The organism is Paenibacillus sp. V4I7 (assembly GCF_030817275.1).
Lineage (GTDB): Bacteria > Bacillota > Bacilli > Paenibacillales > NBRC-103111 > Paenibacillus_E.
This window is the reverse complement of record NZ_JAUSZD010000002.1, coordinates 6,259,041-6,285,811: the sequence shown is the minus strand read 5'-3', so window position 1 is coordinate 6,285,811 and position 26,771 is coordinate 6,259,041. Positions and strand designations below refer to the sequence as shown.

The following is a 26,771-nucleotide window of genomic DNA, read 5'->3' as shown; positions in this document are numbered from 1 at the left end:
TGGGGCTCAATTGTTGTACATTATGCAACATCGAGGGAAACAGGCGGGATTTAGGCAGCAATTGTTGCAATTACCAACATCATTCAACCGAGAATAGGGATTCATCCTTCCATTCATTCATCCGTCAACCTCAAGTATGACGATGGATTTCGATTTAAGACTCCTCCATGTAGAACAAGATTGGATGAATGAATCGACGGTCTCTTAATCCGGCAGTAATGCTGCCTGATTGCTTACTCCAACATACCTCGTGCAAGCACCGGCAAGCGCTCATAAGCATCACCGCGCTGCATAATAACCTGATTGTGCAGGTTGACGGTGCTGCAAATGTGATTAGGAATAATACGCAGCTTGTCGCCTACCTGTATGTTGGCTGCTTGGGCGATTGGCCCAAGTTCAACCATGCCATGCTCTTCAGACAAGCGAACGAGAAGCGCATCTTCTAGGTTCATGATGTGGCCGAAGCCGCGCAGCTGAAGCGGGTTTGTATCCGGCTGCACATCGGTAGCGAATGTTTTGCTGCCGCCATCTATGATCGCGAGATCCGCTGATGGGCGGCTAACGACGGTGACGAGCATGCTGCCAGCGCAATCTTCGATGCCGCAGAGGCCTAAGCGGGCTTGCATCCGATCGTAAAACACGTAGGTGCCTGGGCGAACCTCCGTCACGCCTTCTACCGCAGCGGCGGAAGCGGCCGTCGGTGTGGATCCGACGCTAACGTCCGTGATAGCGATGCCCTGCGCTCTAAGACGCTCGGCCAGCTGCACCATCAGCGTGCCTTCTTCTTGACCGGCTGCAGCCACGTCGAGGGTAGGCTTGCCTGCAAGCAGGGAGCCGCGAAACGTATAGATGCCGGTCAGCCGTAAATGCGGCATGCGGGCAATCTTTGCGGCGAGCGCGGAGGCCTGCTCGTAGAGTACACCGGTTCTGCGAAAGCCCGTATCGATTTCTAGCCGGACTTGCAGAGATTGGCCAAGTCGGCTAGCGCACTGCTCTAATTGCTGGGCGCCTGCCAAGCTATCGACGCCGACGATCAGCTCGATTTGCTCGCTTAAGCGAATCGCTCTTTCGATCTTGCTTGCAGTCACAAGCGGGTAAGCGATGAAAATATTGGTAACGCCACCCGCTGCCATAACCTCTGCTTCGGACACTTTCGCTACCGTGATACCGACAGCCCCAGCCTCAATCTGCTGGAGCGCGACTGAAGGGAGCTTATGCGTCTTTGCATGCGGACGCAGCTTCACATGATGTTTGTTGATGACATCAGCCATTGCTTGAATATTTCGATCCATGCGTTCTGTGTCTATAAGCAGGCAAGGTGTCTCCAAATTCTCCAACGTTTTCATCATCCTTCCACACTCTCCTTCACGGCGCTTTTGCCCTTCTTCTAAGTGGCTATAAAGGGTATACTTTGAAATATTCAAATAGGTGCAAATCTTCTCGCCACCTTTTTTGATAAGAAAAGCACCTTTGGCATCGAGAAGTTGAATCATGCGCATTTTATCTTCTTTCGTCATGACTGCCACGGGTTTGCCTACTTGCTCTTGTGCCTCTTGAATAAGGGCATCAAGCAGATCGCTCACACTCGTAACGAAAGATTCCTTTACTTCTGTTTGTTCACCAGGACGTATAAGCGTCTGCAGCGTTTTCTCTGCGATCATCAGCTCTGTGATATCGTAGTTAATGCACAGTGAGCCAATGATAGTGCCTGCTTTATTTTTCATATACATCGAACTGGAGCGCAGAATGCGTCCATCTTTGGTTTGTGTTAAGTAGTTAAACTTGTTGCCGTTTACATGATTACCCCGCAGCAGCTCCAAACCCAGATTCGTTCCGGGATCTCCGACTTTACGCCCTGTGATGTGACCATTTGCAATCGCGACAATGGAGCTGTCGTAAGGCCCTGTCAGGTCATGCAGCACGACTTCACAGTTGTCTCCGAATTGAGCGGCAAGTCCTGTCACAAGATCGGTCAAAAACCCAAATTCATCTTGAATTGATTCCATGCCTGTCATCTCCCCTTGTAAGGTTATTCTGAGCAAAATGGTAACACAAACAGGTTGAATTTCAAACAAAAAGTTTGTTGAACTAAAAAAAAGTATGATTTTCTGACGATGCTCATGGTACTATGTAAAAAAGATCATTGTAAGACCGAAGGAGGGATCACCCATGAGACGCTGGTTTGCCAAATCCCTGAAACGAAAACTGTCTTTGCTTATTTTATTCGCAGTTGTCTTACCGCTGCTTTCAATGGGGATCGTTTCCTATAGCATCGCAACATCGGTGACGGAGGATAAAGCGAAGCAGGCGGGGATGAACACACTGAAGCAAGTGTCGGATAAGCTTGATTTTGTTATTCAAGACGTTGAGAATATGTCGGTCTTTCTGATCGGGCAAAAGGATATTCAAACGTATCTCAATAACGAAGAAGGGGACGTCAACAGCTATTCACTTATCGTGGGCACCTTATGGAATTTATCGTATTCCAAAAAATACATCTCCAACATTACGATTACACCGAAAAATGGCAACCCTGCTCTTTCTACAACGACCATAACCAATTCAGGATTATATCCTCTTTCACAGCAATATGAATCCGTTTACAGGCCAGCTTCAAAATGGTGGTCCCCGCTGTATGAAAACCAAACTTCGGACGGACCGAAGAAGGTCGTTTCACTCGTTAGACCCATTCGTGATGTCAGTACGTTCAAGACGTTAGGTACGCTTACCGTTTCGTTGGATCAGGCAGAGATCGAGCGTTATTTGACAAGTTCAGGCTGGGAAAGCAGCGGGTTCGTTCTTTTGTTAGATCAATATGATCAGATCATTTCGGGTGGCGATCCGAGTTGGTTAGCACGAACTGTCGGAGAAGTTTTTCCGAAAATGGGGGAGCTAGCGGAGACAAGCGGTGTGCTAAACGTAAAAAGAGACGAACAGCCGCATACGGTTTTGTATAGTCAGATTCCTCGGCTAGGCTGGAAATTGGTCGGTTTCATCCCTACACAGATTTATCAAAAGCAAAATGGTTACGTGCTCACAGTGACAGCCGTTACGATTGTAATTGCCCTGCTGCTTGCTATGGGGATGGTGCTTTACTTCTTGCAATGGGTAACAAAGCCCTTGACCAAATTGACCAAGTATCTGAAGGATCTGAATCCAGATGAGGCGATTCCTACCTATGAGGTGAAAAGCGTCGATGAAGTCGGACTGCTCGTACACAGTTATAATAAGCTGAGTGAAAGGATAGGAAGACTGAAGGATCAAGTACAGCTGAACGAGGCGATGAAAAAGGAAGCAGATATTATGGCTCTGCAGGCGCAGATTAATCCGCACTTTCTGTATAATACACTCTCCTCCATACACTGGATTGCCTTGATGAATAAGGATCGTCAAATTGCTGAAATGGTGGGCGCGCTCAGTGATTTTTTAAGATTTAGTTTGAATAAGGGCGAGGAGTTTTGTGCCGTTCAGCAGGAAATTTCTCATGCTCAGAACTATGCCTATATACAAGCTATTCGGTTCCCAGACCAGTTTGAGATTGAATTTTTTATCGATCCCGCGATGGTGCAAACCTCGATGCTGAAGCTGCTTCTACAGCCGCTGATTGAGAACAGCCTTATTCATGGTATCCAGAAGAAAAAAGCGAAGGGTTACGTCTATGTGCACGGAGAACTGCAGGATAGTCAAATGAAATTCGTTGTTGAAGATACCGGAATAGGCATGGAGGAGACGAAGCTTCATGAGATTCAAGATCAGCTCTTTTTGGCCAATCGTCAACTGGGTATGCGAAGCGAAGTCGCTAAAGAATCAAAGATAGCTGTTACTAGTTACGGACTCATCAATGTCCACCGGAGATTGTTACTGCATTATGGCGCAGAGTCTGGGCTTATTGTTGAGAGTACACTGGGTGTGGGGACGAGCATTTCATTTTCAATTCCTCTTGGGATGGGAGAACTGGCGACATGAGAATCTTGATTGTAGATGATGAGGTTATTATACGAACAGGTCTTTGTACGGTAATTGACTGGAAAGAGCTCGGGCTAGATCTGCTTCCGGCCGCCTCTTCTGCTGAAGAGGCTTTAGAGCGCATTCCTGAAGAGAAGCCGCATATTGTGCTGACCGATATTCGTATGTCAGGTATGGACGGTATCGAGCTTGCACGAGAGGTGAAAGCGATACTGCCGGATACGGAGATCGTTATCCTTACGGGTTACGATGATTTCAGTTATGCCCAGCAGGCACTGCGCGAAGGTGTGACCGATTACTTACTGAAGACAAGTCGTCCGGAAGAGATTATTAAAGCTGCGCTGAAAGCGAAGCAGAACATCATGGATAAATGGGAGTCGATCAAACAAGATAATCTTCAACAGGCTGCACTGCGTAATCAGTTGTTGGAACGTGTGCTCAATCGCGGTTTGAACGATGATAGGGAAGCTCAAGAGCAGCTGCAAATATGGTTTAGCAAGAATGGTGTGGATGTTCACCCTGAGTCAGGTGAATCTGCAGCCATGCAAGTTCTCCTGATCTCTGTGTCCGGATGGGGGGAGACGCCTATCTTAGAGCTTCTGCAAGGAGCCGCAGAGAATATCCTCTTCGAGCTGCTCCCGTGTGTTACGCTGATGAAAAAGGACCATCTGTTGCTTGTAGTGCGTCACGAAGCCGGGATGACCGATCAAGCTGGGCTCGCAAAGGCGCTTAAGCGCGTTACCGAAACGCTCAAATGCACGGCTTTCGCAGCGCTTGGAAACGTAACGCTGAATTGCGAAGGCCTTCGGGAATCTTATCGTGCGGCGAAAGAAGTTTTTGCTTATCAAGGGCTGCTCGGAGCACATGGACTGTTTGCCGTTGAAGATATCAGGGGGCGCAGCGGAGGTCGGACGGTTTGCACGGAGAAGGAGGAAGCGGAGCTTACAGCGATCTTGATGAGCGGCAATGCCACAGAGCTGAGGCACTGGGTGAACCAGAAGGTGAGGGCTCTGATGGAGGATGCCGCAGCGACGCCGCTTACGGTGCAGGGCTATTTGCAGTCGATGATCATAGCCGGTCATCGATGGCTTGAACGGGCCAGTTCTTCTCAAGACGGGACCGTTCCTCTTAGCACACTGCCTACCTATGAGGGGGAAGGGCGTCCCGAAGAGGAAGTCTTTAAGGTGCTTTCTGCCGTGATGACGCGTTTTCATCAAGGCTTGGATCAGAATCGCTACGCGTATATTCACAAGTCCATTGCCTATATCCGGGACAATCTGCATCAGCCGATTTCGCTGCAGCAGGTGGCTGGTTTCGTGCATGTGAATCCTAACCATTTTAGCGAAGTGTTCAAGCGGGAGACAGGCTGTACGTATATCGAATTCGTCACCCAAGAACGGATGAAACGCGCCGTGGATATCCTTCAGGGCACACAGACCAAAGTCAGTGATGTTGCTAGAAGAGTTGGATATGAAGATATCAAATACTTTACGCAGCAGTTCAAGAAGTATACCGGAAGAACGCCATCCGAATTTCGGCAAGGGAAAAAGGACTGAATAATGTCCCCCTCTGCGCCGAAGTTTCTCCCGTACCCCCTCCTGAATATGTCCTCTATACTAAAGTTCAGAGAGAAGCTTGAACTTATGTATCTACGAAAACTTTTAGGAGGTCAAACAAAATGAAAAAGTCATTGATCGTTACACTGGCGGCCACGTTGTCATTAGCTTTATTAGCCGGTTGTGGTTCAAGTGGAACAACAGAGGGTGCCGCAGGTACCACGTCTCCCAAATCGACAGATGCAGCCAAAGCAGCTGAGAAAGTAAAATTATCGATTTGGCACAACTATACAGGTGAAGATCTCCGCGCCAAAACGATGCGTGAATATATGGAAAAGTTCAAGAAGGATCACCCGAATGTCGAGTTAGATATACAGGGAATTCCGCCCGATGGGTACCGTCCACGGTTAAAAACGGTAGCTGCCGCTAATGAAATGCCAGATCTTTTCGTGATGTGGCCAGGTGTCATGACCAAGGAATTTGTCGGTGGTGATTTGATTCAGCCGATTAATGAGCTGCTCGATAGCAAAGCGGAATGGAAGAACGGTTTCATGCCAGGCTCATTTGATGATTTCACGATCTCAGGCAAAACCTACAGCGCACCGATGGCTCTATCTCCTACTTCGCTCCTTTATTACAACAAAGAAATCTTTAACAAATATAATGTACAGCCGCCTAAGACATGGGACGATCTCATGAAGCTGGTGGATACGTTCAAAAAGAATAATGTTACACCAATCGCACTTGGCAACAAAGCAGCTTGGGTTGCGCAATCCAGCATTCTCAGCTCACTTGCAGACCGTGTAACAGGTACGGAATGGTTCCTGAAAGCAGTGGATCAGAATGGTGCCAAATTTACGGATCCAGAATTCGTTCAAGCCTTGACGTATCTCCAACAGCTGGGTAAGGCTGGCGCCTTCCAAGAAGGCTTCAACAGCATTGATAATACACAAATGGAACAAATGTTTGCTCAAGGTAAAGCAGCCATGATGATCGATGGCGGTTGGGCATTACCGAACTTAGCGTCGAATACGTCCAAAGAAGCTTTAGCTAACATGGCTGTTACCGTTCTGCCCACCGTGCCTAACGGTAAAGGTGATCCGAACTCCCTTTCAGGCGTAGTAGGAACAGGACTTGGTATGAGTAAGAAAGTTACAGGCGCTCAGAAAGCCGCAGCCTATGAACTGATCTATACCTTGTCTGGCCCAGAAGCACAGAAAGCCATCTTGGAAAGCAACCAACTCGTTAGCTACAAAGTAGACTTGGATACAACCAAAGTATCTTCCTTGTTTGCAGAAGTGTACAAAATGATGAACACGGTCAAGAAAACGCCAGTTTACGATGGCAAGCTTAGCTCTGCTAGTGCCGATGTCGTGAACAATGGTCTTCAAGAGCTACTTATGGGTGGCAAGCCTGAGGATATAGCCAAAAAAATTCAAGACGCGCAAGCTAAAGCCGTCGGCAAATAAAGTACGGCCACAGGACTCCAGCCAAAGCCCGGCTGGAGCCTTTTTTCAAAAAAGATAGCAAGGAGGGAAGTTATGACCGTATCCGCAAGAATCAGAGGATTCATTACCATAGGGCTGCTTCCGGCCTTAATACTCTATCTGTTTTTTGTCATTGTACCGATTTTCTGGTCAGCCTACTACGGCTTTTTCGACTGGAAAGGTATCGGAGCTGCCAAATTTATCGGATTTGACAACTATGTAGAAGTGATTCAAGACTCAATCTTCTGGAAAGCTTTTAAAAATAACATGCTTATCGTTGCAGCTTCCGTTTTCGGTCAGGTTCCGATTGCTATGGTATTAGCGCTTCTGCTCATGCGCAGTACACTATTTCAACGTGTTATTCGAGCTTCTGTATTTATGCCCATGGTGCTTTCTTCGGTTGTTGTCGGGATCATCTGGGGATACATTTACCACCCGCAAATCGGTATTCTCAACTTCTTACTTGAGGGCATCGGGCTTGAAAGCTGGAAGAAATCTTGGCTCTCCGATCCGAAAGTATCGATGTTCGCGCTCATGGTGCCGATCATCTGGAATTATATTGGTCCCTACATGATTATGTTTATTGCTGCTCTACAAAATATTTCACCTGAGATTGAAGACGCTGCTCAGCTTGACGGCGTGGGTCCGGTGCGCAAATTGTTTGCAGTCACACTGCCTATGATATGGGATACAGTCAAAGTAGCCGTCGTGCTATGCATATCCGGAAGCTTGAAGGCGTTCGATCTCATCTATGTCATGACGGGCGGTGGACCGGCACACTCCACGGAACTGCTTGCTTCTTATATGTACAACAGCACATTCAATGTGTATCGTTTCGGTTTTGGCAGCGCCATTTCCACGGCAATCATTATTCTTAGTTTATTATTAATCGTTGGCAGTCAATATCTCATGAAACGAGACTATCGTTAGGAAATAAATTCTCTCAGGAGGGACATCTATGGAGCAGGTTGTATCGATGCAGACGGGTTTTCCCGCTGGAGGTAAGAAGCGAAGAGGGTGGGCGCGCGGTGTCATCAACGTCTGTTTGACCCTGTACGCACTTGTTACGCTTTACCCGTTAATTTGGTTATTTATGAGTGCTTTAAAGTCCAATGAGGAATTTCATTCGCGGCCCTTTTTACTGCCGACTGTTTGGAAATGGGACAATATCGTTCGAGCATGGAAAGTATCGGGTATGGGTCTCTCGCTCTGGAACTCTACCGTAGTGACGGTGGCCTCGCTCGTGCTGACCCTAGTCATTGGAGCACTGGCAGCCTTTGTTTTGTCGCGGTTTGAATTTAAATGGAAACCATTTTTCATGGGTTTATTCCTACTCGGAATGCTCATTCCGATCCATAGTACACTCGTACCTCTATTTATTATTATGAAAAAAATCGGCCTGCTGAACTCATACGGCGCACTCATTTTACCTTATGTGGCCTTTGAACTGCCATTAGCCATCTTCGTCATTGCGGCTTATTTAATTACGATTCCCAAAGAAATTGAGGAAGCAGCGTTAATCGACGGTACGGGCTATTGGGGTATTTTCTTTAAAATGATGCTTCCGCTTAGCTTGCCAGCGCTCTCTACGGTTGCGATTTTAGGATTTTTACGTTTTTGGAATGATTTTGCGTTCGCACTAGTCTTTATCAGCAAGCCTGCGCTTAAGACGGTTCCGCTGAGTTTATCTGCTTTTGCTACAGGGTATATGACCGATTACGAATTGACGATGGCTGCACTTGCCATTGCCGTACTGCCAACCATTATCGTGTTCTTGCTGTTCCAGGAGCAGATTATGAAGGGAATGACGGCTGGTGCTGTCAAAGGATAAGTTTGGATATAGAACAAGTCTTATACTATATACAGCAGTCTAAAACCAATAATTAATGGTGTGAATAAATAAAATCACTATCCTTGGATTCCAAATGGCGATACGGTGTTAAAACAGCCAAATCATCTGGTAGGAATTTGGTTTGTTCTAATCAATCCGCTTGATTGAAGCACAAAAGATCCCGACGCAAGTTCATCTTGCCGACCAGGATCTTTTTTTGTGGGGTATTTCGAGAAAAAGAAGAGAAGAAGTAGGGAGATTAGGTACAGGTAAACAGAGAAAACAGAGGGAACCAGGTCGGGAAATAGAGTTGTACATCGTACAACAATTTCCTTGATTTCTCACTGGGCAAGCAGAAGATGTTGCATAACGTGCAACAATGAAGCCTTTTTTTATGCTAGAAAGCTACTTTTTGGCTAGAATTGTTGTGTTAACTCTGCAACATTCACGGGGAAAACGTGGATTAACTTGCGTAATGTTGTGCAAAATACAACATTACGCAAATAAGTAAGCAAATAAGCGTACCTAAAATCACGACTTGCCCTTGCGTGTCATCTCCGCAAGCCCAATCCACTGCTCCTCGGTCACCTCGAGCAGGTCGTTGAACTGTCCGGCGCCCTGCAGCCATTCGCCGCCGTCGATTGTGACCACTTCGCCGTTAATGTACGCGGCGTAGTCCGAAATCAGATAAGCTGCAAGGTTCGCGAGCTCATCCTTCTCACCGACCCGCCGCAGCGGCACGCGGTTCAAGAGCTTCTCCGACAGCTCGGGTGTCGGAGCCAGTCGGCTCCACGCGCCGTCAGTTGGGAAGAGTCCCGGCGCGATAGCGACTTGCCGGATGCCGTGACGCGCCCACTCGACGGCAAGTGAGCGCGTCAGCGCAAGCACGCCGGCCTTGGCCGCAGCCGACGGTACAACGAAGGCCGAGCCGGTGGAGGCGTAAGAGGTGACGATGTTCAGCATCGTACCGCCGACGCCTTGCTCGATCCATCTTTTGCCCACTTCTAACGTGGTATAGAACGTTCCATGAAGGACGATATCCAGCACCGCATCCACAGCGCGCGGAGATAAACTTTCTGTCGGGCTGGCGAAGTTGCCGGCTGCATTATTAATCAGTACATCAATACGGCCATAGTGATGTTCCACGGCGGCTACCATTTCGGCAACTTGAAGCGGGTCACGCACATCACAGCTTTTGTAGAATACTTCTTTGCCATCACTGCCCATTTCGGCAGCCGCTTTAGCGAGTACCTCCTCGCGTCGGCTGGTTATCGCTAGTTTTGCCCCCAAAGTCAGAAATTTCTCGCCCATAGCACGGCCCAGACCGGTACCGCCACCTGTAATAAGAATGACTTTATCCTTCAGCAAGGTTGCATCGAACATATCCATCGCGCCTTTCATCATCAATTTACGCTGCTAATAATTAATGCTGTAAATGCTGCTCTATTGCTGCTACCCTAGGAACGAAGTTTCGAATTGCTCGATACGGCTTGCTAAATCTTCTGGGAGCGGGGTGCCTTTTTGTGTATGAACATCGACATAGACGCCGGTGCTGGTAGCGAAGCTCACAAGCTGCTTATTCTCCCGCTTAACAATGGCATACTGAGTTTCAATCGATGAAATGCCGATCCGGCTCACTTTCATATAAATATCGAGGTTATCGTTAAAATGCGCTTGAGACTTGTATTCGACACTTTGGCTGACGAGAAAGAAGGTTTTACCAGCCAGATTACCATCCGAATTTGCAAAAAATAAACCCAAACCGTTCATATACTCACAGCGGGCTTGCTCCATGTAAATGACAGAAGAAAGGTGACTAAGGTGTCCGTTCGCATCGGTTTCACAGAAACGAACTTTCGTTGGTGTAAAAAAGCGGAAGCCCTCTAATTCAAAATTATTCATTGCTATCTAGTCTCCTGTAAAATAGGTTTGATACTGCTCGCGAAGCTCGCGTTTCATAAATTTACCGACCGACGATTTAGGTATTTCGTTGATAAGTCGAGAGACGAAATCCATTCCCCGCCGCTTTTGACCAGATCCTTGGCCCTGTCCACCAGCTTCACAAATCCTTCACTGTCAATAACCGCGATATCTCCGCTATAGAACCAACCGTCCTGGAACGATTCCTGCTGTATCCGCTAGACCAATGGAGAGGGAATGCAAGTAGATCCCGCGATGAGAATACACCACACCCTTGGGATTGCCCGTTGTCGCAGATGTATAACAGATGCCTGCGGGAGCGCTTTCATTAATGTCGGCAGTGTATGTATACTGAGGGTCGCCGCCTTCTATCATGTTCTCATATAAATAGACGGGATGTAAAGAAGTAGGAGGCAATTCCTTTTTGTCCGTCATCAAAATATAGCCCTCTATCGTCGTAAGTTGATCCTGAATTTTCTCTATGATAGGGAGTAAGGTCTCATCGACGAAGAGAAAACGGTCTTCCGCATGGCGAAATAAGCCTCTAGATGCCAGTGGTGATTCCAGGCAAAAGTAGCAACCCGATCGCCGGGCTTCACACCGAATGCTTGCAGGGAGCTGGATAACTGCTTCGCACGTCTCCTGAAATCGGCATACGTATATCGATGGATGCCGGTGCTTGTACGTGAAACAACCTCTTTTTTGGGGAACAAGGTTTGTGAACGTTCAAAGAGAGAGCGCAGCGTTAATGGAAAAATTCCCATGTGGAAACACCTCCGGAGATGGTCTGATTCTATTGTAATATATAAGCCGGAGGGACAGGATATGTCCAAAAAACAAGCGATTGCAAATAAAAAACCGACTCCTGCACATGTGAACCATGCAGATGGAATCGGTTTAGCTCTTGCGTACTTTTAGGTACTCTTACGTATTCAAAATAAACTTTTCAATAACATGTCTAACGCCATCGTCGTTATTGCTCTTCGTCACGTAGTTCGCCAGCTCCTTGAGCTGCGGCAGCGCATTGTCCATGGCGACGCCAAGTCCAGCGACTTCCAGCATTTCACGATCATTCCAAGCATCGCCCAGAGCAATAACGTCATCTAAGGAGCAGCCGATATGCTCGGCAAGGAAAGTAATCGCATGTCCTTTGGTACCTTCCTTATGCATGAATTCCAAGTAGTGCGGTTTGGACTTCGTAATGTGCAGCTTATCTCCCAGCAGAGGCAGCAGCTCTTCGCGCAGTTGGTCGCAAACTTCCGGTGTATCTACGATAAGCATCTTAGGCTGAGGGATGTCAATCCATTGGCGCAGATCACCAATGATATAAGGCGTCTTGGAAAGACGCACGTAGGCTTTAATCTTTTCGTTATCTTCACCAGCATAAAGCTGATCTCCATGGTAAAGCTGTAGATGAAGGTCGCGCTTTTCGCAGAAATCGAGCAGGAGGCGGGCGCTTTCAACAGGGACTGTACGCTCGTAGAGGACTTCCTCATCAAGTAGATTTTTGATTAAAGCGCCTTGATAGGTGATAATCGGAACATTAAGTCCGATCTGGTTGGCAATCTTGGCGGCGGATGGGAAGCTTCTTCCCGTTGCAATCGTTACGGTTACGCCTTTGGCAACAGCCTGGTGCATAGCATCAATAGTTTCTTGTGAGATGGTTAGATCATCACGCAGCAGCGTATCATCTAAGTCAGCGGCAACTAGTTTGTAAGTCATGTAGTTCTCTCCTCCGATATGTAGTCTATAGCAAAAATTCTGCTATAAGCATACCCGAATTACTTTGGAATTGCTACAATAAAGCATATAGCCGATAGGTTAAAAAGGAGGTACGTAACCGATGGCATCCCCTTATACGGACAAGCTGGAAGCTTGGCTAAGAGCGCACCGTGACACGGCAAATGCACCAAGTATGGAAGCCTACATGAAGAATCATTTCTCATTTCTCGGGATCCGAAATCCAGCGCGAGTAGCATTGACCAAGAAGTTCACGAAGGAACATGGCATCCCTAAAGGTGAGGAGGGGGTCAAAGTTGCCAAAGAGCTCTGGGAATTGTCGGAGCGCGAGTTTGCCTACACGGCATTATTGGTCCTTACAGGGCTGCGAAAAACCGCTGAACGGGAGCATATCGATGTCTTGGAGCATTTCGTTGTGACAAAATCGTGGTGGGACACCGTGGATATGATCGCTGATCACTTAATCGGCTTTCATTTGCAGAGGTTTCCTGAGTTGATTCCATCCTATGTGGATAAGTGGCTAGCTTCGGATCATATGTGGCTGCAAAGAACAGCGATATTGTTCCAACTAAAGTATAAACAACGGACGGATGTACCGCTTCTGTTTAGCTGTATCAAACGCATGGCCGATTCAAAGGAATTCTTCATCCGCAAAGCAATAGGGTGGGCGCTTCGTGAGTATTCGAAGACAGACGCTGCGGCCGTACAGTCTTTCGTTGCAAGTACGGAGCTTTCGCCGCTAAGCGTAAGGGAAGCTTTGAAAGTGATTCATCGTAAGGAAAAATGATATAGGAGATCCACAGAGGGGGATGAATGACCCTGAAGTGGATCTTTTTTTATTTCGAGAATTTCATGCAATGTCACCATACCTAACGCATATATTAATAAAACGAAATATTTGTCATATATATTGACATAATCATGACATTCGAGTAAAGTTATTAAAATTCTTAAAAGCGCGTTACGAGATTAAAAGAAAAGGAGAGATGGAAGATGAATAACATGCGTACTAACGATCTATTAGCGAGATTACCCAAGGTTGATCTTCACTTGCACTTGGATGGAAGTGTGAAGCCAGAGACGATTCTGGATCTCGCTCGTAGGCAAGGCATTGAACTTCCTGTTTATGATACAGATGGACTCATTCCACATATGCGTGTAGGTGAGGAGTGCGGAAGTCTCATTGAATATCTAAGCAAATTTGATTTTACTACACAGTTTTTACAATCTGCTGAAGCTTTGGAGCGGGTTGCTTATGAGGTCGTCGAACAGTCTGCTGAGCATAATTGCAGATATGTGGAAGTTCGTTTTGCACCGCAGCTACACCGGAACAACGGTTTGACGGTTGAGGAAACGATTCATCATGTGGTCGAGGGAATGAAGCGGGGGCAGCGTGATTTCGGTGTGAGAGTCGGCGTCATTGCGATCTGTATGAGAAATCATTCTTGCGAAAGCAACTTAGAGGTGATCGAAGCGGCTGCTAAGTATGTAGGGAAAGGCTTAGTCGCTGTCGACTTAGCCGGTGATGAGGCGTCGTATCCGCCGGAATGTTTCCGGGAGGTTTTTGCGGAGTCAGGAAGACTTGGTATTCCAATCACCATCCATGCTGGTGAAGCAGCGGGAGCGATCAACGTGTTTGAAGCCGTTACGAACCTCGGTGCTGTTCGAATTGGGCACGGTGTTAGATTGAAGGAGAACAGGTCCATATTGGAAATGGTCAAGGATCGCCGCATCCCGCTCGAAATGTGCCCGATCAGCAACATCCAAACGAAGGCCGTTTCCGGTTGGGAAGCCTACCCGATTCGCGAATATTTGGAGCAAGGGCTGGTCGTGACGATTAATACAGATAACCCCAGCGTATCGGGTACGAACATTACCAATGAATACCGGGTGCTCGCGGATCGCTTTGGCTTTACGACACCGGAGCTGGTTAAGCTGATCATGAATGGCGTAGATGCCGCGTTTATGGAAGATGATGATAAGCTGTCGCTAAGACGAGAGATGGAAGAGGAAATGAGTAGTTTGGGCGTGCTCAACTAATAGCCTAATGAGAGAAGAATTCGTTGCGATCAGGCAGCGGGTTCTTTTTTTATTAATGAGACTTGACAATATAGGGTAGGGGGGTATACTATAAAAATAATAGTGGTATTCAAGAAGGCGACATGGCCGTTGTGGATGAACTGCTCAAAACATGAATACCCTAATGAAATAATTAACCCCATAAAGGAGTGTTGAAAATGTCTACTATTATTTTGAAAGTTGAAGGAATGTCCTGCAATCACTGTGTGAATTCGGTTGAGAAAGCGATGAAGGAGCTGGGTGCAGAAGGCAAAGTGAATCTGGCTAACAAAGAAGTCGAAGTACAGTTCGATGAAAGTAAGCTTAGCGTGGAAGCGATCAAAGAGGCGATCGAAGAGCAAGGCTACGACGTGGTGCAATAATGAAGAAAATAGGCGTAATTCTCCTCACGGCGGCTCTCTTATTGAGTGCTTGTGGTAAAGCAACAACTACGGAGCACTCCGCTCATTCCGAAAATAAAGAGCAGGAACATGCTGGCCATGGCAGTGGTGAATCAGCGGATAAAGAAGGAATTCAGGCTATATTTAAGCTTGCCCCTGACCCTGTTCAAGCTAAAAAAGAGACTGAGATGACGATACAGATCCTTGATAAAGACGGGAAATCAGTGGATGATTTTGAACTGAACCATGAGAAAAAGATGCATCTGATTCTTGTTAGCCAAGATCTTTCCTACTACAAGCACATTCACCCGACCTATCAAGGTAAGGGACTGTTCACGATTCGTGCAGCGTTTCCTGCAGGTGGCGACTATAAGTTGTTCGCTGATTTTAAACCTAGCGGGCAAGCACAAATAGTCAAGAGTCACGTCGTTAAAGCAGGTGGAGAGGCTGCGCCAGCCATTGCCCTGCAGCCAGACAGCAAGCTTACCGCAACGGTGAATGGTATGGAGATATCAATGGCGGCTGATCATCTCATGGCGGGAATGGATCTGGATTTGACCTATACCTTCAAGGATGCTGTTACGAAAGCTCCAATAACCAATCTGCAGCCCTATTTAGGTGCAGTAGGGCATGTGGTTATTCTTGATGAGAAAGCAGACCAATATCTGCATGTACATCCTGTAGATGAGAAATCATCAGGGCCAGAAGCCAAATTTAAGACGTCATTTCCCAAAAGTGGTATTTATAAAATTTGGGGCGAATTTCAAAGGGATGGTCAAGTAATAACAATTCCTTTTGTTGTAAAGGTGCCGTAAATGGACATATATATCATCACAGGCGGATCAAAAGGACTTGGTGCTGCGATCATCCAGCAGCTTCTACAGCTGGGTGCTGCGATTCACTGCATTTCCCGCAGCGACAGTAATGCTTTGCGCCAAGAGGCGCTGCGCGCGGAAGGTACACTTACCTTCCACGCTTACGACTTGGCGGACACGCAAGGCTTGGATTCGCTCATGGAGCGAATCCTCAGCACGGTCGATGGAGCGGATTCCATCACGCTCATCAATAATGCTGGCATGCTCGAGCCGATGACGTCGATCGGCCGAGCAGACCATGACGACCTGCAGCGCAGCCTGCAGGTTAATCTCATCGCGCCCACGCTGCTGACGAACAGCTTCATTCGGCTCACGCAGGCGTGGCCGATCATGAAGCGGGTCGCCATCATCTCCTCGGGCGCGGGGAAGAAACCCTACCCCGGCTGGGGGGCCTACTGCACCGCCAAAGCCGGGCTCGATATGCTGACGCGCTGCATAAGCGTCGAGCAGACGAACCAACCGCACCCGGTGGAGATTTACTCCATCGCGCCGGGTGTGGTTGACACGGATATGCAGCGGGAGATTCGCGCTGCTGCAGAAGTGGACTTCCCGCAGGTGAGCCGGTTCGTACAGCTCAAAGAGCAGGGCGAGCTGCAATCACCCGAAGCGACTGCGAGGCAGCTGCTCGACCTGCTTCAGACAAACGCTTTCGAGCAAGGCGAGATCGCTGATTTAAGAACAAAAAAGCCCGAATCACTAAAATGATTCGGGCTTTTATCATACCTATTGAATGCTCCCAGTCACAGCAGTACCTGATGACAGTTCTGAAGTACAGAACTTACAGCGTGTAGCTTGTACGGGAATTTCGGACAAGCAGTGCGGGCAAGATTTGGATGTTAACACCTTTTCTTTCGGCTCTTCTTTCTTGCGGAACTTGCTAAGCTGTCTGATAACAAGGAAAATGACAAAAGCAACAATTAGAAAGTCCAGGAAGGTCGAAATAAATTGCCCGTAATTAAAGGTAGGTGCACTGGCTGCAGCCGCATCTTTAAGGGTATCGTAATGAATGCCATTTAATGAAATAAATAGATCATTGAACTTCACTTTACCTATTAGCAGCCCAACTAGCGGCATAATCAAATCATTCACAATCGACGTAATGACTTTCCCGAAAGCTCCCCCGATAATAACCCCAACAGCCAAATCTACCATATTCCCTTTGAATGCAAAATCTTTAAATTCCTTCAGCATCGCTTCGCTTACCCCCATGAGACAATAATTGTTAGTATTGTAGCATATTTGATTGCACACAAACAATTCGGGGTAGGTTTCCGCTTGTCCTTTCATGGCGTTTTAGAGCTGTGGGGATGCAATCAGGTATGCTGAATAAATATTTCGCGAAGCGCCTTGATTAATATCCTATGATCTTCTGATGTCCCAATTGAAATCCGCACATGTTCAGGGAGGTTCCAAGCCCCGCCGTAACGGATAATAACTCCTTTATTCATCAGCTTTTCATAGATGTTTTTAGCGTCCGGCCCAAGCTCAACCAATAGGAAATTACTCATACTGGGTGTGAAATGAAATCCCATTTCCTGCAAACTATCATATAACTGCTCTCTCCCTTGGGCATTCATCTTACGAGTCGCATCAAGATGCTGATCATCTTTAATCGCCGCAGTAGCGCCAACTTGTGCTAATGCATTCACATTGAATGGTTCTTTGACCTGACGGATACTGTGCAAAATACTTGGTGACGCAATGCCATACCCAACACGTATACCAGCCAATCCATATATTTTGGAAAAGGTTTGTGTGACGACGATGGGGTAGCCCCTACGTACAAGCTCCAACCCATCACAATAATCATTCGCCGTTACAAAATGACTATAAGCCCCGTCAAAAATAACAAGAACATGGGAAGGGAGCTCATCCATAAGCCGATGTAAATCCTGTTTCTTCATATAGGTGCCTGTTGGATTGTTAGGTGAGCAAATATAAAGCAGTTTGGTCTGTTCTGTTACAGCAGCGAGTATATCGTCAACATCATAACGATAATCTTCGCGAAGCGGTACTTGCACGACAAGAGCGCCCATTAAATTAGCCCCGAATTCATATTCGCTAAAAGTTGGAGAAGGAACAATAATCTCATCCCCTGGGTCCAAAAATGTTTCTGAAATAAGCGTAATGAGTTCATCCGCCCCATTGGTTACGAGGACTTCATCAGAAGAAAACTGTAATTTCTCCGCAATTGCCCCCCTGAGGTCTACCGTGTCGGCGTCAGGGTAACGGTGGATATCGGATAGATATGATTGAATGGCTGCTAGTGCCAGTGGTGAAGGGCCTAATGGATTTTCGTTCGAAGCAAGCTTGGTGACCTTATCGATTCCTAATTCTCGTTGAACTTCCCAAATTGGTTTCCCAGGAAAGTAAGGTTTCATGCGAGAGAGAACGCTGCGAGGGCGGATATGTTTAAATGTCCGACTCATAATAATCACTCCTATTTAATTAAATTAGTTTGATTTACTGCGTTACTATAATAATACATTAACTCGGTAAAGTAGTAAAGGATATATAATCACCATATCCCATTTTTTAGGGAACATAGTATAATATATTTAATGAGGTGAATTCTACTAAGGGAAGGACGGCAGCATGATGAGGAAAAGTAGATTTGGTATCCGTTCCAAGATTATGATTGGGTATATGTTCATCATTATCTGTTTAACCATTTCATTTGTATTAGTTAATTATCAAGTGATCTCCATGCAGGAAGATAGAAATTATATCATCGAGCATGATTTTGCCGTCCATATTGAAACGAATCGTATCGAAAAATATGTGATGGATATGGAAAGTGGGCAACGGGGCTATTTACTTACGGGTGTGCTCAGCTATTTAGAACCCTACAACGTAGGAGAGTCGAAATGGAGGGAATCCTACAGTCGTCTCAGTGAGCTAACTCGAGATAATATCATACAGGAGGAAAATCTTGCTTCCATTAAGGCGTCAATCGAACGATGGCTTCAACAGAGTGGAGGAAAGTCCCTATCTTCACTGAGAAATAACGTTAATAACGAAACGTATTTTGATTATAATTTTTTACTTGGGAAGCAAGTTATTGATGATATTCGCTCACAACTGGATCGATTTCGCAGCGTTGAAATGGGACTTACCAAGGAAAGAGCGGCGCATTTAGATGCACAGAATCAGATGCTTACCATGTCTTTATTCGTCATGTTAGCGCTTGTTGTTATATTTTCAATAGCGGCTGCACAATTAATTTCCCGATCTATCGTAGGCACGATTAAACAAGTAACAAGAAGTATTATGAATTTAAGTTCATCGAAAAGAGATCGTTCTAAACGTATACAAGTTACCATGAATGATGAGGTGAAAGATCTTGCGGAAGCAACGAATCTTCTGCTTGAGAATCAAGAAGAGATGGAATGGCAGCAGCGAAAATTAACGGAAGTCGTTCATATGCTGCAAGGGATTTCGGACCTGGAAACGCTCGGGAAAACCTTTATTAGCAAAGCTGCAGAGCTGTTTGATGCTTCTTTCGGTCTTCTCTATCTTCGTTCTACCTATGAAGGCAAGGATTCCATGATTAAATTGGCTTCTTATGCGGTTATGGGGGGAAGTGATGGCATTGGAGTTCATCAATTCCAATTGGGTGAAGGATTAGTTGGTCAATGTGCGGTTGAGAAGCGAATGTTTCATCTAACGAATGTACCAGATAGTTACATTACCCTATCGTCTGGACTTGGAGCGGCGAAGGCTCAAAGTGTTCTGATCGTACCCATTCTACATAACAATGAAGTTATTGCTGTCATGGAGCTGGCCTCCTTTGATAAATTTACTCCGCTGCAGCTTGAGCTGCTTGAAGATATTCTCGAAGTATTAGGTACAATTGTACATAGCGTGCAAACGCGTGTTGAAGTTGAGCGGCTTCTAAAAGAATATCAGATCATGACGGAAGAACTTCAAACGCAACAAGAAGAACTGCACATGACAAATGAACAGTTAGAGGAACAGAATCGTTATGCCGAAGAAAGGTCACGGGAACTAGAGAATATTAAAGCATCTTTTGAAGAACATGCGATTCAGCTGCAGCAAAGTTCTCGATATAAATCGGAATTTTTGGCAAATATGTCACACGAACTTCGTACCCCATTAAACAGTGTGCTGATCCTTTCCCAAATGCTGCAAGAAAATAAACAGGGTTCGTTGACCAAAGAAGAGCAAGAGTACGCCCGTGTTATTCATTCTTCAGGGAATGATCTTCTGCATCTGATTAACGATATTCTTGATTTATCCAAAGTCGAAGCTGGCAAATTAGATATTCATGTCGGTGAAATGAATGTATCAGAGCTTCCAGATATATTGCGGAGTCAATTTGCTAAGGTAGCCGAACAGCAAAATCTCACTTTCAGCATCGTGCGCGATTCACAGGTTCCAGATATTTTCTATACGGATGAACAACGATTAAGCCAAATTATTAAAAATTTACTTTCGAATGCCTTTAAATTTACACATGAGGGCTCCGTTCAGGTGAATTTGAGTATGTGCAGTGAGGAGCAGATTAGAGAGTTTCTGCCATTGGCTAAACATAGACAAGTTCTGGTCTTATCCGTAAAAGATACAGGGATTGGGATATCTCCTGAGAAGCAGCAATTGATCTTTGAGCCTTTTCGCCAGGCGGATGGAACAACGAATCGTAAATATGGAGGGACAGGCCTTGGTTTATCGATAAGCCGTGAATTAGCCCGACTTCTTGGTGGTAGGGTTATTATGCAAAGCAAAGAGGGAGTAGGTAGTACCTTTACGCTTTATGTTCCTTCAATGGAGCATGTTTTTAACGAAACTGAGTCCATACAGAAGGAAGCTGCAGCTGCGTCTTCCCCGATGATAAGTGATTTTCTTCTTAGGGATGCCTATAAGAAAGCCGCTGATCCAGCAGAGAGGAACAATTTTAGTGGAAGAAAAGTACTTGTCGTCGACGATGACGTTCGGAATGTGTTCGCTCTAAGCAATGCTTTTGAGAAAGAAGGAATACTAGTTAGCGTTGCCCATAATGGACAAGAATGTTTGGAGATCATGAAGAAAGATCAAGACATCGATCTCATACTTATGGATATCATGATGCCCGTTATGGATGGCTACGAAGCCATGAGAATGATTAGGAAAGATACCCGATTTGAGAAAGTACCGATTATTGCATTGACAGCCAAGGCTATGAAACAGGACAGGGACATTTGCTTGCAAGCAGGAGCCTCTGATTATATTAGCAAACCGCTTAATTTAAGCCAACTGCTATCCCTGATGCGTGTATGGCTGACCAAATAGAAAGACCTTTGACCCTATCCATTATTGGATGCGGTCAAAGGTCCTTTTTATTTTATGAGGTTAATAATTAATGATAGCTTATTTCTTCAAATCCAAACGCACATCGCGACCATCGTCTTGTACAGATAGTTCTTTACCGGCAGCTTTCAGGGAATTGGCGTAATTCACCCAAGCGTCCAACATGATGGCGCCATCCTTCCAATCCTTCACTTCTCCAAATACGGCAAAGCCATCGCCACTGCCAGTAGCCATGAAATCATTGGTTGTTACTTTGAATGTGCGATCTGTATTCAACTTGCCATCGACATAGATTGGAGTACCATCTACCAGGGTGATTTTGGAATATTTTTCACCGAGTGGCTTCGTGCTGTCCCATTCTACTTTCAAACCTGAGAATTGAATAGCCGGAAGATTGGTATACTTGTCCGTAACTTCGAGTGCCTTTTTGATTTGTGCAGCAGTCATTGTACCCGTCACGTTGTAATTGCCGAAAGGGAACACTTCAAACATTTTGCCATATGTCAGCTCACCTTTGTCTACATCAGCGCGAATGCCGCCAATATTAGTGAATGCAATATCTGATTTCTCAGAAGCGCGCATGGCATCAGTGATGCTGTTTCCTAATTGGGATGCGCCGTCGCGATCAACTCCACCATTGGTAGCAAAGCGGAAAGATTTACGACTTAGCGGCTCTGCAACAACGACTTCAACTTCACCAGATTTCGCCGAAATTTTCGACTTATACTCCTCAACCGTTTGGTGAATCTCTGCGTCAGCAGTCGTCAGGTTTGTATACGTTTCAAGCAAGCTTGCGTTCGAGGAAACAACTTGCTTTGTCGATTTGTCTACAAACAGTTGAATGTGCCCAACCGCATATAGCCAGCTTTGAGCCTCAACAACAGGGATCCCATTCACGATGCCGGCAACGCGCATGTGGGAGTGACCACCAACGATCGCATCAAGAGTACCGTTTCCTGTACCTTGTGCAAGATCAGCAAGCTCACTAATGATTTCAGAGGACTTTTGGTTTTGCTCACCTGGCAGGTGGGAGGTAACCATAATGATGTCTACACCTTTAGCACGCAGTTCAGTAGATAATTCTTTAGCCATAGGAACTGGATTTACAAAGGAAAGGCCCTCAATGTTTGTTGATTTCGTTGTCGTTGTCGTTTGTGGCGTTGCGAAACCGATGATACCGATTTTCAGGCCATCTTTTTCAACAATTACATAGGGCTGTGTCCAGTCTACGCGTTTACCCGTTTTATCATCAATAATATTAGCACCGAGTATAGGGAATTTTGCTTTCTTAATGTTGTCGATCAGAACGTCACGACCGAAGTCGAACTCATGGTTTCCGATAGCCGCGGCATCATACTCCACTTGCGCCATCGTATCCAATACGGATTGACCATTTGTCGTATTAGAGATCAGCGTACCTTGCCATGCGTCACCACCGTCAACAACGACCGTTCCTTTTGGATTTACAGCACGGAAATCGGTCACGATACCGCCGAGTGTTTCGATACCGCCTTGACCTTGATTTCGTTTTTTATCGAAGCCCACTTCGATTTTACCGTGAATATCGTTAGTCGTTAAAATATCAACTACTTTAAATAAAATAGGCTTAAGCGCTTTAGCTACTTCATCACGCGTTACTTCAGCAGTAGGGTTGAAGTTTCCGTCAAGGGTAGGTGTGAAAATTCCGCTGATGACGGCATAAGCGACATAAGGGCGAGATTCTTTAACTATAGAAGAGGAATCTTTGAAGTAGTTCAACACATTCTCGTTTACTTTTGGCAGTTGGCCGCCAGTTACGACTTTAACAATTAACTCAGCAAGCTCTTGACGAGTAACGGGAGCATTCGGATGGAACGTACCATCAGCAAAGCCGCTAATGAGTTTAGCTGCAACGGCATTCGCAACCGCTTGTTTTTGCCAATTCGCAAGGTCCGTGAACGTGACAGAACCAAGATCTGCACTTTTCAGCTTGGCAGCACGGTTAATCATTGTTACCACTTCAGCACGAGTAGCGGCACTTCCACCACGGTAGTCGGTATCCCCGTATCCCTCAACAGCGCCGTTATCAATGGCAAGACGCATATCTGACTTCATTGAGACGGGGGAAGAGGGTGCTGCTGTTTCGGCAAATGCTAGACTACCAGCGAAAGAGCTAGTGAGAACGGTAACAAGAGCGAGCGCTGTAAGGCGGGTGGTCAATGTTTTTTTCATGTGTTAAAAATTCCTCCTTCAAATAATAGAACCGCGGTTAATAAACCCATCTATTAGTATAAGGGGAAATGGTAGATTTTGAGAAGTAAAGAAATTATTATTATATGAATGAACAAAAAAAGCCATTAACCTTCCAAAGGTTACGTGGCTTGACGTTCTGTATAAACTTCAAAATGATAGATGGTATTGCGTGTCAGAACCCGGAAATCCAAACCGTCCCGATCGATAGCTTGAACTCTAGTTGTTTTGAAGGGTATATATCGATGGACGCCTGATAGGATCATGGGGCACCCAACCTCAGTAGGGTTCATTTCACGAAATGTTTGCCCTTGAATTTCATCAAAATCGAACCGTTCCGATCGATGCTTGGGTGTAATCCCATCCACTTCATAGATTTGAAGAAGCTTTAGTAATCTCATATTTGCACCCTCCTACCCCATCTTCTTTACTCTAGTATACACTGACTTTATATCTAAGGCGAAATCTATGAACCTAACATAAACCTAATAAAGTCCTGACACTTTCCTAGATTACAAAATATACAATTGAACCATTGATAATGGGGGTGTTATAGGATGATGCATGCGAAAATCCTAGTCGGGGAAAAAGAAGTTCTTATGTTTTTTGAATCCATATATCAGGATCATTTACAGATTGCGGCCCAAACCATAATGAAGCATTTATCCAATGCTCAAGTGAGAAAAGTATTTGATGATATTGGTTTGGTCAATATTACAAATAAAGAAGTAACGCTCTTCTCGCTGGATGGGGAAATGGAGACGCTCCTTATCTCTTAAAAATGGTCTAGTCCTCTCGTGCTCTTTTCGTTACAATAGAAGGAGATGTTGGGAGGTTATGTACAAATGGCAGTTTTGAAAATGGAGCATGTCGGTATAATGGTAGCGAATTTGGAAGCATCAATTCGTTTCTATGAAGATGTGATTGGACTTAAGCACAAAGGTACCTTGTTACATACGAATGGTGTGATCAAACTCGGCTTTCTTGGTTTTGAAGCATTAAATGAAACGGAAGTTGAATTAATAGAGGGTTATAACGCGGGTTTACCGCAAGAGGGCAAAGTTCACCATTTGGCCTTTACTGTGGATGATATTGAAGCGGAATTTACAAGAATCAAAGGACTGGGAGTTGAGCAGCTGGATGCTGAGATTACGACCCTTCCGAATGGCTCCAGATACTTCTTCTTTAATGGTTTAGATGGAGAGCGTATCGAATTCTTTCAATCTACGCGTTGATTTGTTAATAATCTGCTAGATAATGCAGCCCTTTCACTAGATTTGTAGATTCCCCCTTGAATTTTCCTTCAATAAATAGAATGGAATACGAATGAGCTTTAAAGGATGCGGAAGGACTGCATCCTTTTTGTTTAGATTTTCTGTAGGAACAATTCAAAACAATTGCAATTGTGGAACATTTCCAAAGGGGTTGTAATTGGTTTCTCTGCGTGTTACATTATTCCTCGTTGCTTTGAAGCGGCAAATCACCATGAGACATTAAATGGAACTTGCATTCAAGCAGCAAACTATGTTACTATAGCTTTCCGACAGAGAGCGACAGAAATTGACAAGAAAAAAAGTGCTTGCAATTGATGAACGAGCTGTGGTATATTACTTCTCGCTGCTTCGGTAACACGGCAGTGAACGAAAGAAATTGATCTTTGAAAACTGAACAACGAGTGAGTAAGCACGAACGAGAAATCGTTCAAAAAAGAGATTGCAAAATCTCGCTAGCAAGTCAATGAGCATTTCAGCTTTCAAATATACGGACGAGCAATCGTCCACTATTATGGAGAGTTTGATCCTGGCTCAGGACGAACGCTGGCGGCGTGCCTAATACATGCAAGTCGAGCGGATTTATCCTTCGGGATAAGTTAGCGGCGGACGGGTGAGTAACACGTAGGTAACCTGCCTATAAGATCGGGATAACTATCGGAAACGATAGCTAAGACCGGATAACTGGTTTTCTCGCATGAGAGAATCATGAAACACGGAGCAATCTGTGGCTTATAGATGGGCCTGCGGCGCATTAGCTAGTTGGTAGGGTAACGGCCTACCAAGGCGACGATGCGTAGCCGACCTGAGAGGGTGAACGGCCACACTGGGACTGAGACACGGCCCAGACTCCTACGGGAGGCAGCAGTAGGGAATCTTCCGCAATGGACGCAAGTCTGACGGAGCAACGCCGCGTGAGTGATGAAGGTTTTCGGATCGTAAAGCTCTGTTGCCCTAGACGAACAGCAAGAGGAGTAACTGCCTTTTGTGTGACGGTATAGGAGAAGAAAGCCCCGGCTAACTACGTGCCAGCAGCCGCGGTAATACGTAGGGGGCAAGCGTTGTCCGGAATTATTGGGCGTAAAGCGCGCGCAGGCGGTCAATTAAGTTGGGTGTTTAAGCCCGGGGCTCAACCCCGGTTCGCATCCAAAACTGGTTGACTTGAGTGTAGGAGAGGAAAGTGGAATTCCACGTGTAGCGGTGAAATGCGTAGAGATGTGGAGGAACACCAGTGGCGAAGGCGACTTTCTGGCCTATAACTGACGCTGAGGCGCGAAAGCGTGGGGAGCAAACAGGATTAGATACCCTGGTAGTCCACGCCGTAAACGATGCATACTAGGTGTTGGGGATTCGATTCCTCGGTGCCGAAGTTAACACAGTAAGTATGCCGCCTGGGGAGTACGCTCGCAAGAGTGAAACTCAAAGGAATTGACGGGGACCCGCACAAGCAGTGGAGTATGTGGTTTAATTCGAAGCAACGCGAAGAACCTTACCAGGTCTTGACATCCCGATGTAACACCTAGAGATAGGTGCCCTCTTCGGAGCATTGGAGACAGGTGGTGCATGGTTGTCGTCAGCTCGTGTCGTGAGATGTTGGGTTAAGTCCCGCAACGAGCGCAACCCTTGATCTTAGTTGCCAGCACTTTGGGTGGGCACTCTAAGATGACTGCCGGTGACAAACCGGAGGAAGGTGGGGATGACGTCAAATCATCATGCCCCTTATGACCTGGGCTACACACGTACTACAATGGTCGGTACAACGGGAAGCGAAGCCGCGAGGTGGAGCCAATCCTTATAAGCCGATCTCAGTTCGGATTGCAGGCTGCAACTCGCCTGCATGAAGTCGGAATTGCTAGTAATCGCGGATCAGCATGCCGCGGTGAATACGTTCCCGGGTCTTGTACACACCGCCCGTCACACCACGAGAGTTTACAACACCCGAAGTCGGTGGGGTAACCCGCAAGGGAGCCAGCCGCCGAAGGTGGGGTAGATGATTGGGGTGAAGTCGTAACAAGGTAGCCGTATCGGAAGGTGCGGCTGGATCACCTCCTTTCTATGGAGACTCGGATCTGATAGATCCAGTCAAGTGATATATAGGGATCTTTGATCGTAGATCAAAGTCTCTCATTG

At 46.1% G+C, this 26,771-nt stretch carries 21 protein-coding genes, 1 rRNA gene and 1 pseudogene; 14 read left to right on the top strand and 9 right to left on the bottom strand.

What is annotated here, in order from left to right; translation table 11 throughout:
* Positions 1-233: 233 nt before the first annotated feature.
* On the bottom strand, positions 234-2,006 hold the full coding sequence (locus QFZ80_RS29435; protein ID WP_307562290.1) for a PAS domain-containing protein: 1,773 nt from the start codon (positions 2,004-2,006) through the stop codon (positions 234-236).
* 163 nt (positions 2,007-2,169) lie between these two features.
* Here QFZ80_RS29435 and QFZ80_RS29430 point away from each other — a divergent pair, with 163 nt between their 5' ends.
* From QFZ80_RS29430 to QFZ80_RS29410, 5 genes are all read left to right on the top strand, one after another.
* Entirely contained in the window at positions 2,170-3,966 is a 1,797-nt protein-coding gene (locus tag QFZ80_RS29430) for a sensor histidine kinase (protein ID WP_307562289.1), read from the top strand.
* On the top strand, positions 3,963-5,522 hold the full coding sequence (locus tag QFZ80_RS29425) for a response regulator transcription factor (protein ID WP_307552213.1): 1,560 nt from the start codon (positions 3,963-3,965) through the stop codon (positions 5,520-5,522). The genes QFZ80_RS29430 and QFZ80_RS29425 overlap by 4 nt, the downstream gene beginning before the upstream one ends.
* Positions 5,523-5,644: 122 nt before the next feature.
* Positions 5,645-6,991: an extracellular solute-binding protein gene (locus QFZ80_RS29420; protein WP_307552215.1), complete on the top strand. Its 1,347-nt coding sequence runs from the start codon at positions 5,645-5,647 to the stop codon at positions 6,989-6,991.
* A gap of 72 nt (positions 6,992-7,063) precedes the next feature.
* Positions 7,064-7,939: a carbohydrate ABC transporter permease gene (locus QFZ80_RS29415; RefSeq protein WP_307562287.1), complete on the top strand. Its 876-nt coding sequence runs from the start codon at positions 7,064-7,066 to the stop codon at positions 7,937-7,939.
* Between the two features lie 28 nt (positions 7,940-7,967).
* Positions 7,968-8,840 carry a carbohydrate ABC transporter permease gene (locus QFZ80_RS29410; protein WP_307552218.1) on the top strand — a complete coding sequence of 291 codons (873 nt, stop codon included), beginning with the start codon at positions 7,968-7,970 and terminating at the stop codon, positions 8,838-8,840.
* 531 nt (positions 8,841-9,371) lie between these two features.
* Here QFZ80_RS29410 and QFZ80_RS29405 read toward each other — a convergent pair.
* From QFZ80_RS29405 to QFZ80_RS29385, 4 genes and pseudogenes are all read right to left on the bottom strand, one after another.
* Positions 9,372-10,223, bottom strand: coding sequence for an SDR family oxidoreductase (locus tag QFZ80_RS29405; protein WP_307564264.1), 852 nt, complete (start codon positions 10,221-10,223; stop codon positions 9,372-9,374).
* A gap of 69 nt (positions 10,224-10,292) precedes the next feature.
* Positions 10,293-10,742, bottom strand: a complete 450-nt coding sequence (locus tag QFZ80_RS29400; RefSeq protein ID WP_307552219.1) for an acyl-CoA thioesterase — start codon at positions 10,740-10,742, stop codon at positions 10,293-10,295.
* 195 nt (positions 10,743-10,937) lie between these two features.
* Positions 10,938-11,524: pseudogene (locus tag QFZ80_RS29390) on the bottom strand (AMP-binding protein).
* A 160-nt stretch (positions 11,525-11,684) separates the two neighbouring features.
* On the bottom strand, positions 11,685-12,482 hold the full coding sequence (locus QFZ80_RS29385) for a Cof-type HAD-IIB family hydrolase (RefSeq protein WP_307552221.1): 798 nt from the start codon (positions 12,480-12,482) through the stop codon (positions 11,685-11,687).
* 121 nt (positions 12,483-12,603) lie between these two features.
* On the opposite strand from QFZ80_RS29385, the gene QFZ80_RS29380 reads away from it, so the two are divergent.
* The 5 genes from QFZ80_RS29380 (at position 12,604) to QFZ80_RS29360 (ending at position 16,539) form a co-directional block, all read left to right on the top strand.
* The gene (locus tag QFZ80_RS29380; protein WP_307552223.1) at positions 12,604-13,287 is read left to right on the top strand and encodes a DNA alkylation repair protein; all 684 of its coding nucleotides are present in this window, start codon (positions 12,604-12,606) and stop codon (positions 13,285-13,287) included.
* Positions 13,288-13,493: 206 nt separating this feature from the next.
* Positions 13,494-14,540 carry an adenosine deaminase gene (gene add, locus QFZ80_RS29375; RefSeq protein ID WP_307552224.1) on the top strand — a complete coding sequence of 349 codons (1,047 nt, stop codon included), beginning with the start codon at positions 13,494-13,496 and terminating at the stop codon, positions 14,538-14,540.
* Between the two features lie 197 nt (positions 14,541-14,737).
* Entirely contained in the window at positions 14,738-14,941 is a 204-nt protein-coding gene (locus QFZ80_RS29370) for a copper ion binding protein (protein WP_307552226.1), read from the top strand.
* On the top strand, positions 14,941-15,774 hold the full coding sequence (locus QFZ80_RS29365) for a hypothetical protein (protein WP_307562285.1): 834 nt from the start codon (positions 14,941-14,943) through the stop codon (positions 15,772-15,774). Before QFZ80_RS29370 ends, QFZ80_RS29365 begins: the two co-directional genes overlap by 1 nt.
* Entirely contained in the window at positions 15,775-16,539 is a 765-nt protein-coding gene (locus QFZ80_RS29360) for a (S)-benzoin forming benzil reductase (protein WP_307562283.1), read from the top strand.
* Positions 16,540-16,557: 18 nt separating this feature from the next.
* Here the strand turns inward: QFZ80_RS29360 and mscL are convergent, their stop codons facing one another.
* Both mscL and hisC read right to left on the bottom strand, forming a co-directional pair.
* Positions 16,558-17,025: a large conductance mechanosensitive channel protein MscL gene (gene mscL / locus QFZ80_RS29355; protein WP_307552233.1), complete on the bottom strand. Its 468-nt coding sequence runs from the start codon at positions 17,023-17,025 to the stop codon at positions 16,558-16,560.
* Positions 17,026-17,147: 122 nt separating this feature from the next.
* Positions 17,148-18,263 (bottom strand): histidinol-phosphate transaminase, encoded by a 1,116-nt coding sequence (gene hisC, locus QFZ80_RS29350; protein ID WP_307562281.1) that lies wholly within the window; start codon positions 18,261-18,263, stop codon positions 17,148-17,150.
* 166 nt (positions 18,264-18,429) lie between these two features.
* Here hisC and QFZ80_RS29345 point away from each other — a divergent pair, with 166 nt between their 5' ends.
* Positions 18,430-21,123 carry a response regulator gene (locus QFZ80_RS29345; protein ID WP_307562279.1) on the top strand — a complete coding sequence of 898 codons (2,694 nt, stop codon included), beginning with the start codon at positions 18,430-18,432 and terminating at the stop codon, positions 21,121-21,123.
* Between the two features lie 78 nt (positions 21,124-21,201).
* On the opposite strand, the gene QFZ80_RS29340 is transcribed toward QFZ80_RS29345, so the two are convergent.
* A complete protein-coding gene (locus QFZ80_RS29340; protein ID WP_307562277.1) occupies positions 21,202-23,352 on the bottom strand; it encodes a 5'-nucleotidase C-terminal domain-containing protein in 2,151 nt (716 codons plus the stop codon).
* A gap of 140 nt (positions 23,353-23,492) precedes the next feature.
* The gene (locus tag QFZ80_RS29335) at positions 23,493-23,771 is read right to left on the bottom strand and encodes a hypothetical protein (protein WP_307552239.1); all 279 of its coding nucleotides are present in this window, start codon (positions 23,769-23,771) and stop codon (positions 23,493-23,495) included.
* Positions 23,772-23,927: 156 nt separating this feature from the next.
* Between QFZ80_RS29335 and QFZ80_RS29330 the strand changes: the two genes are divergently transcribed.
* The 3 genes from QFZ80_RS29330 to QFZ80_RS29320 all read left to right on the top strand — a co-directional run bounded on the left by QFZ80_RS29330 (position 23,928) and on the right by QFZ80_RS29320 (position 26,694).
* Positions 23,928-24,149 (top strand): hypothetical protein, encoded by a 222-nt coding sequence (locus QFZ80_RS29330; protein ID WP_307552240.1) that lies wholly within the window; start codon positions 23,928-23,930, stop codon positions 24,147-24,149.
* Positions 24,150-24,215: 66 nt separating this feature from the next.
* Positions 24,216-24,605 carry a VOC family protein gene (locus QFZ80_RS29325; RefSeq protein WP_307552241.1) on the top strand — a complete coding sequence of 130 codons (390 nt, stop codon included), beginning with the start codon at positions 24,216-24,218 and terminating at the stop codon, positions 24,603-24,605.
* 547 nt (positions 24,606-25,152) lie between these two features.
* Positions 25,153-26,694 (top strand): 16S ribosomal RNA (locus tag QFZ80_RS29320).
* Positions 26,695-26,771: the final 77 nt, after the last annotated feature.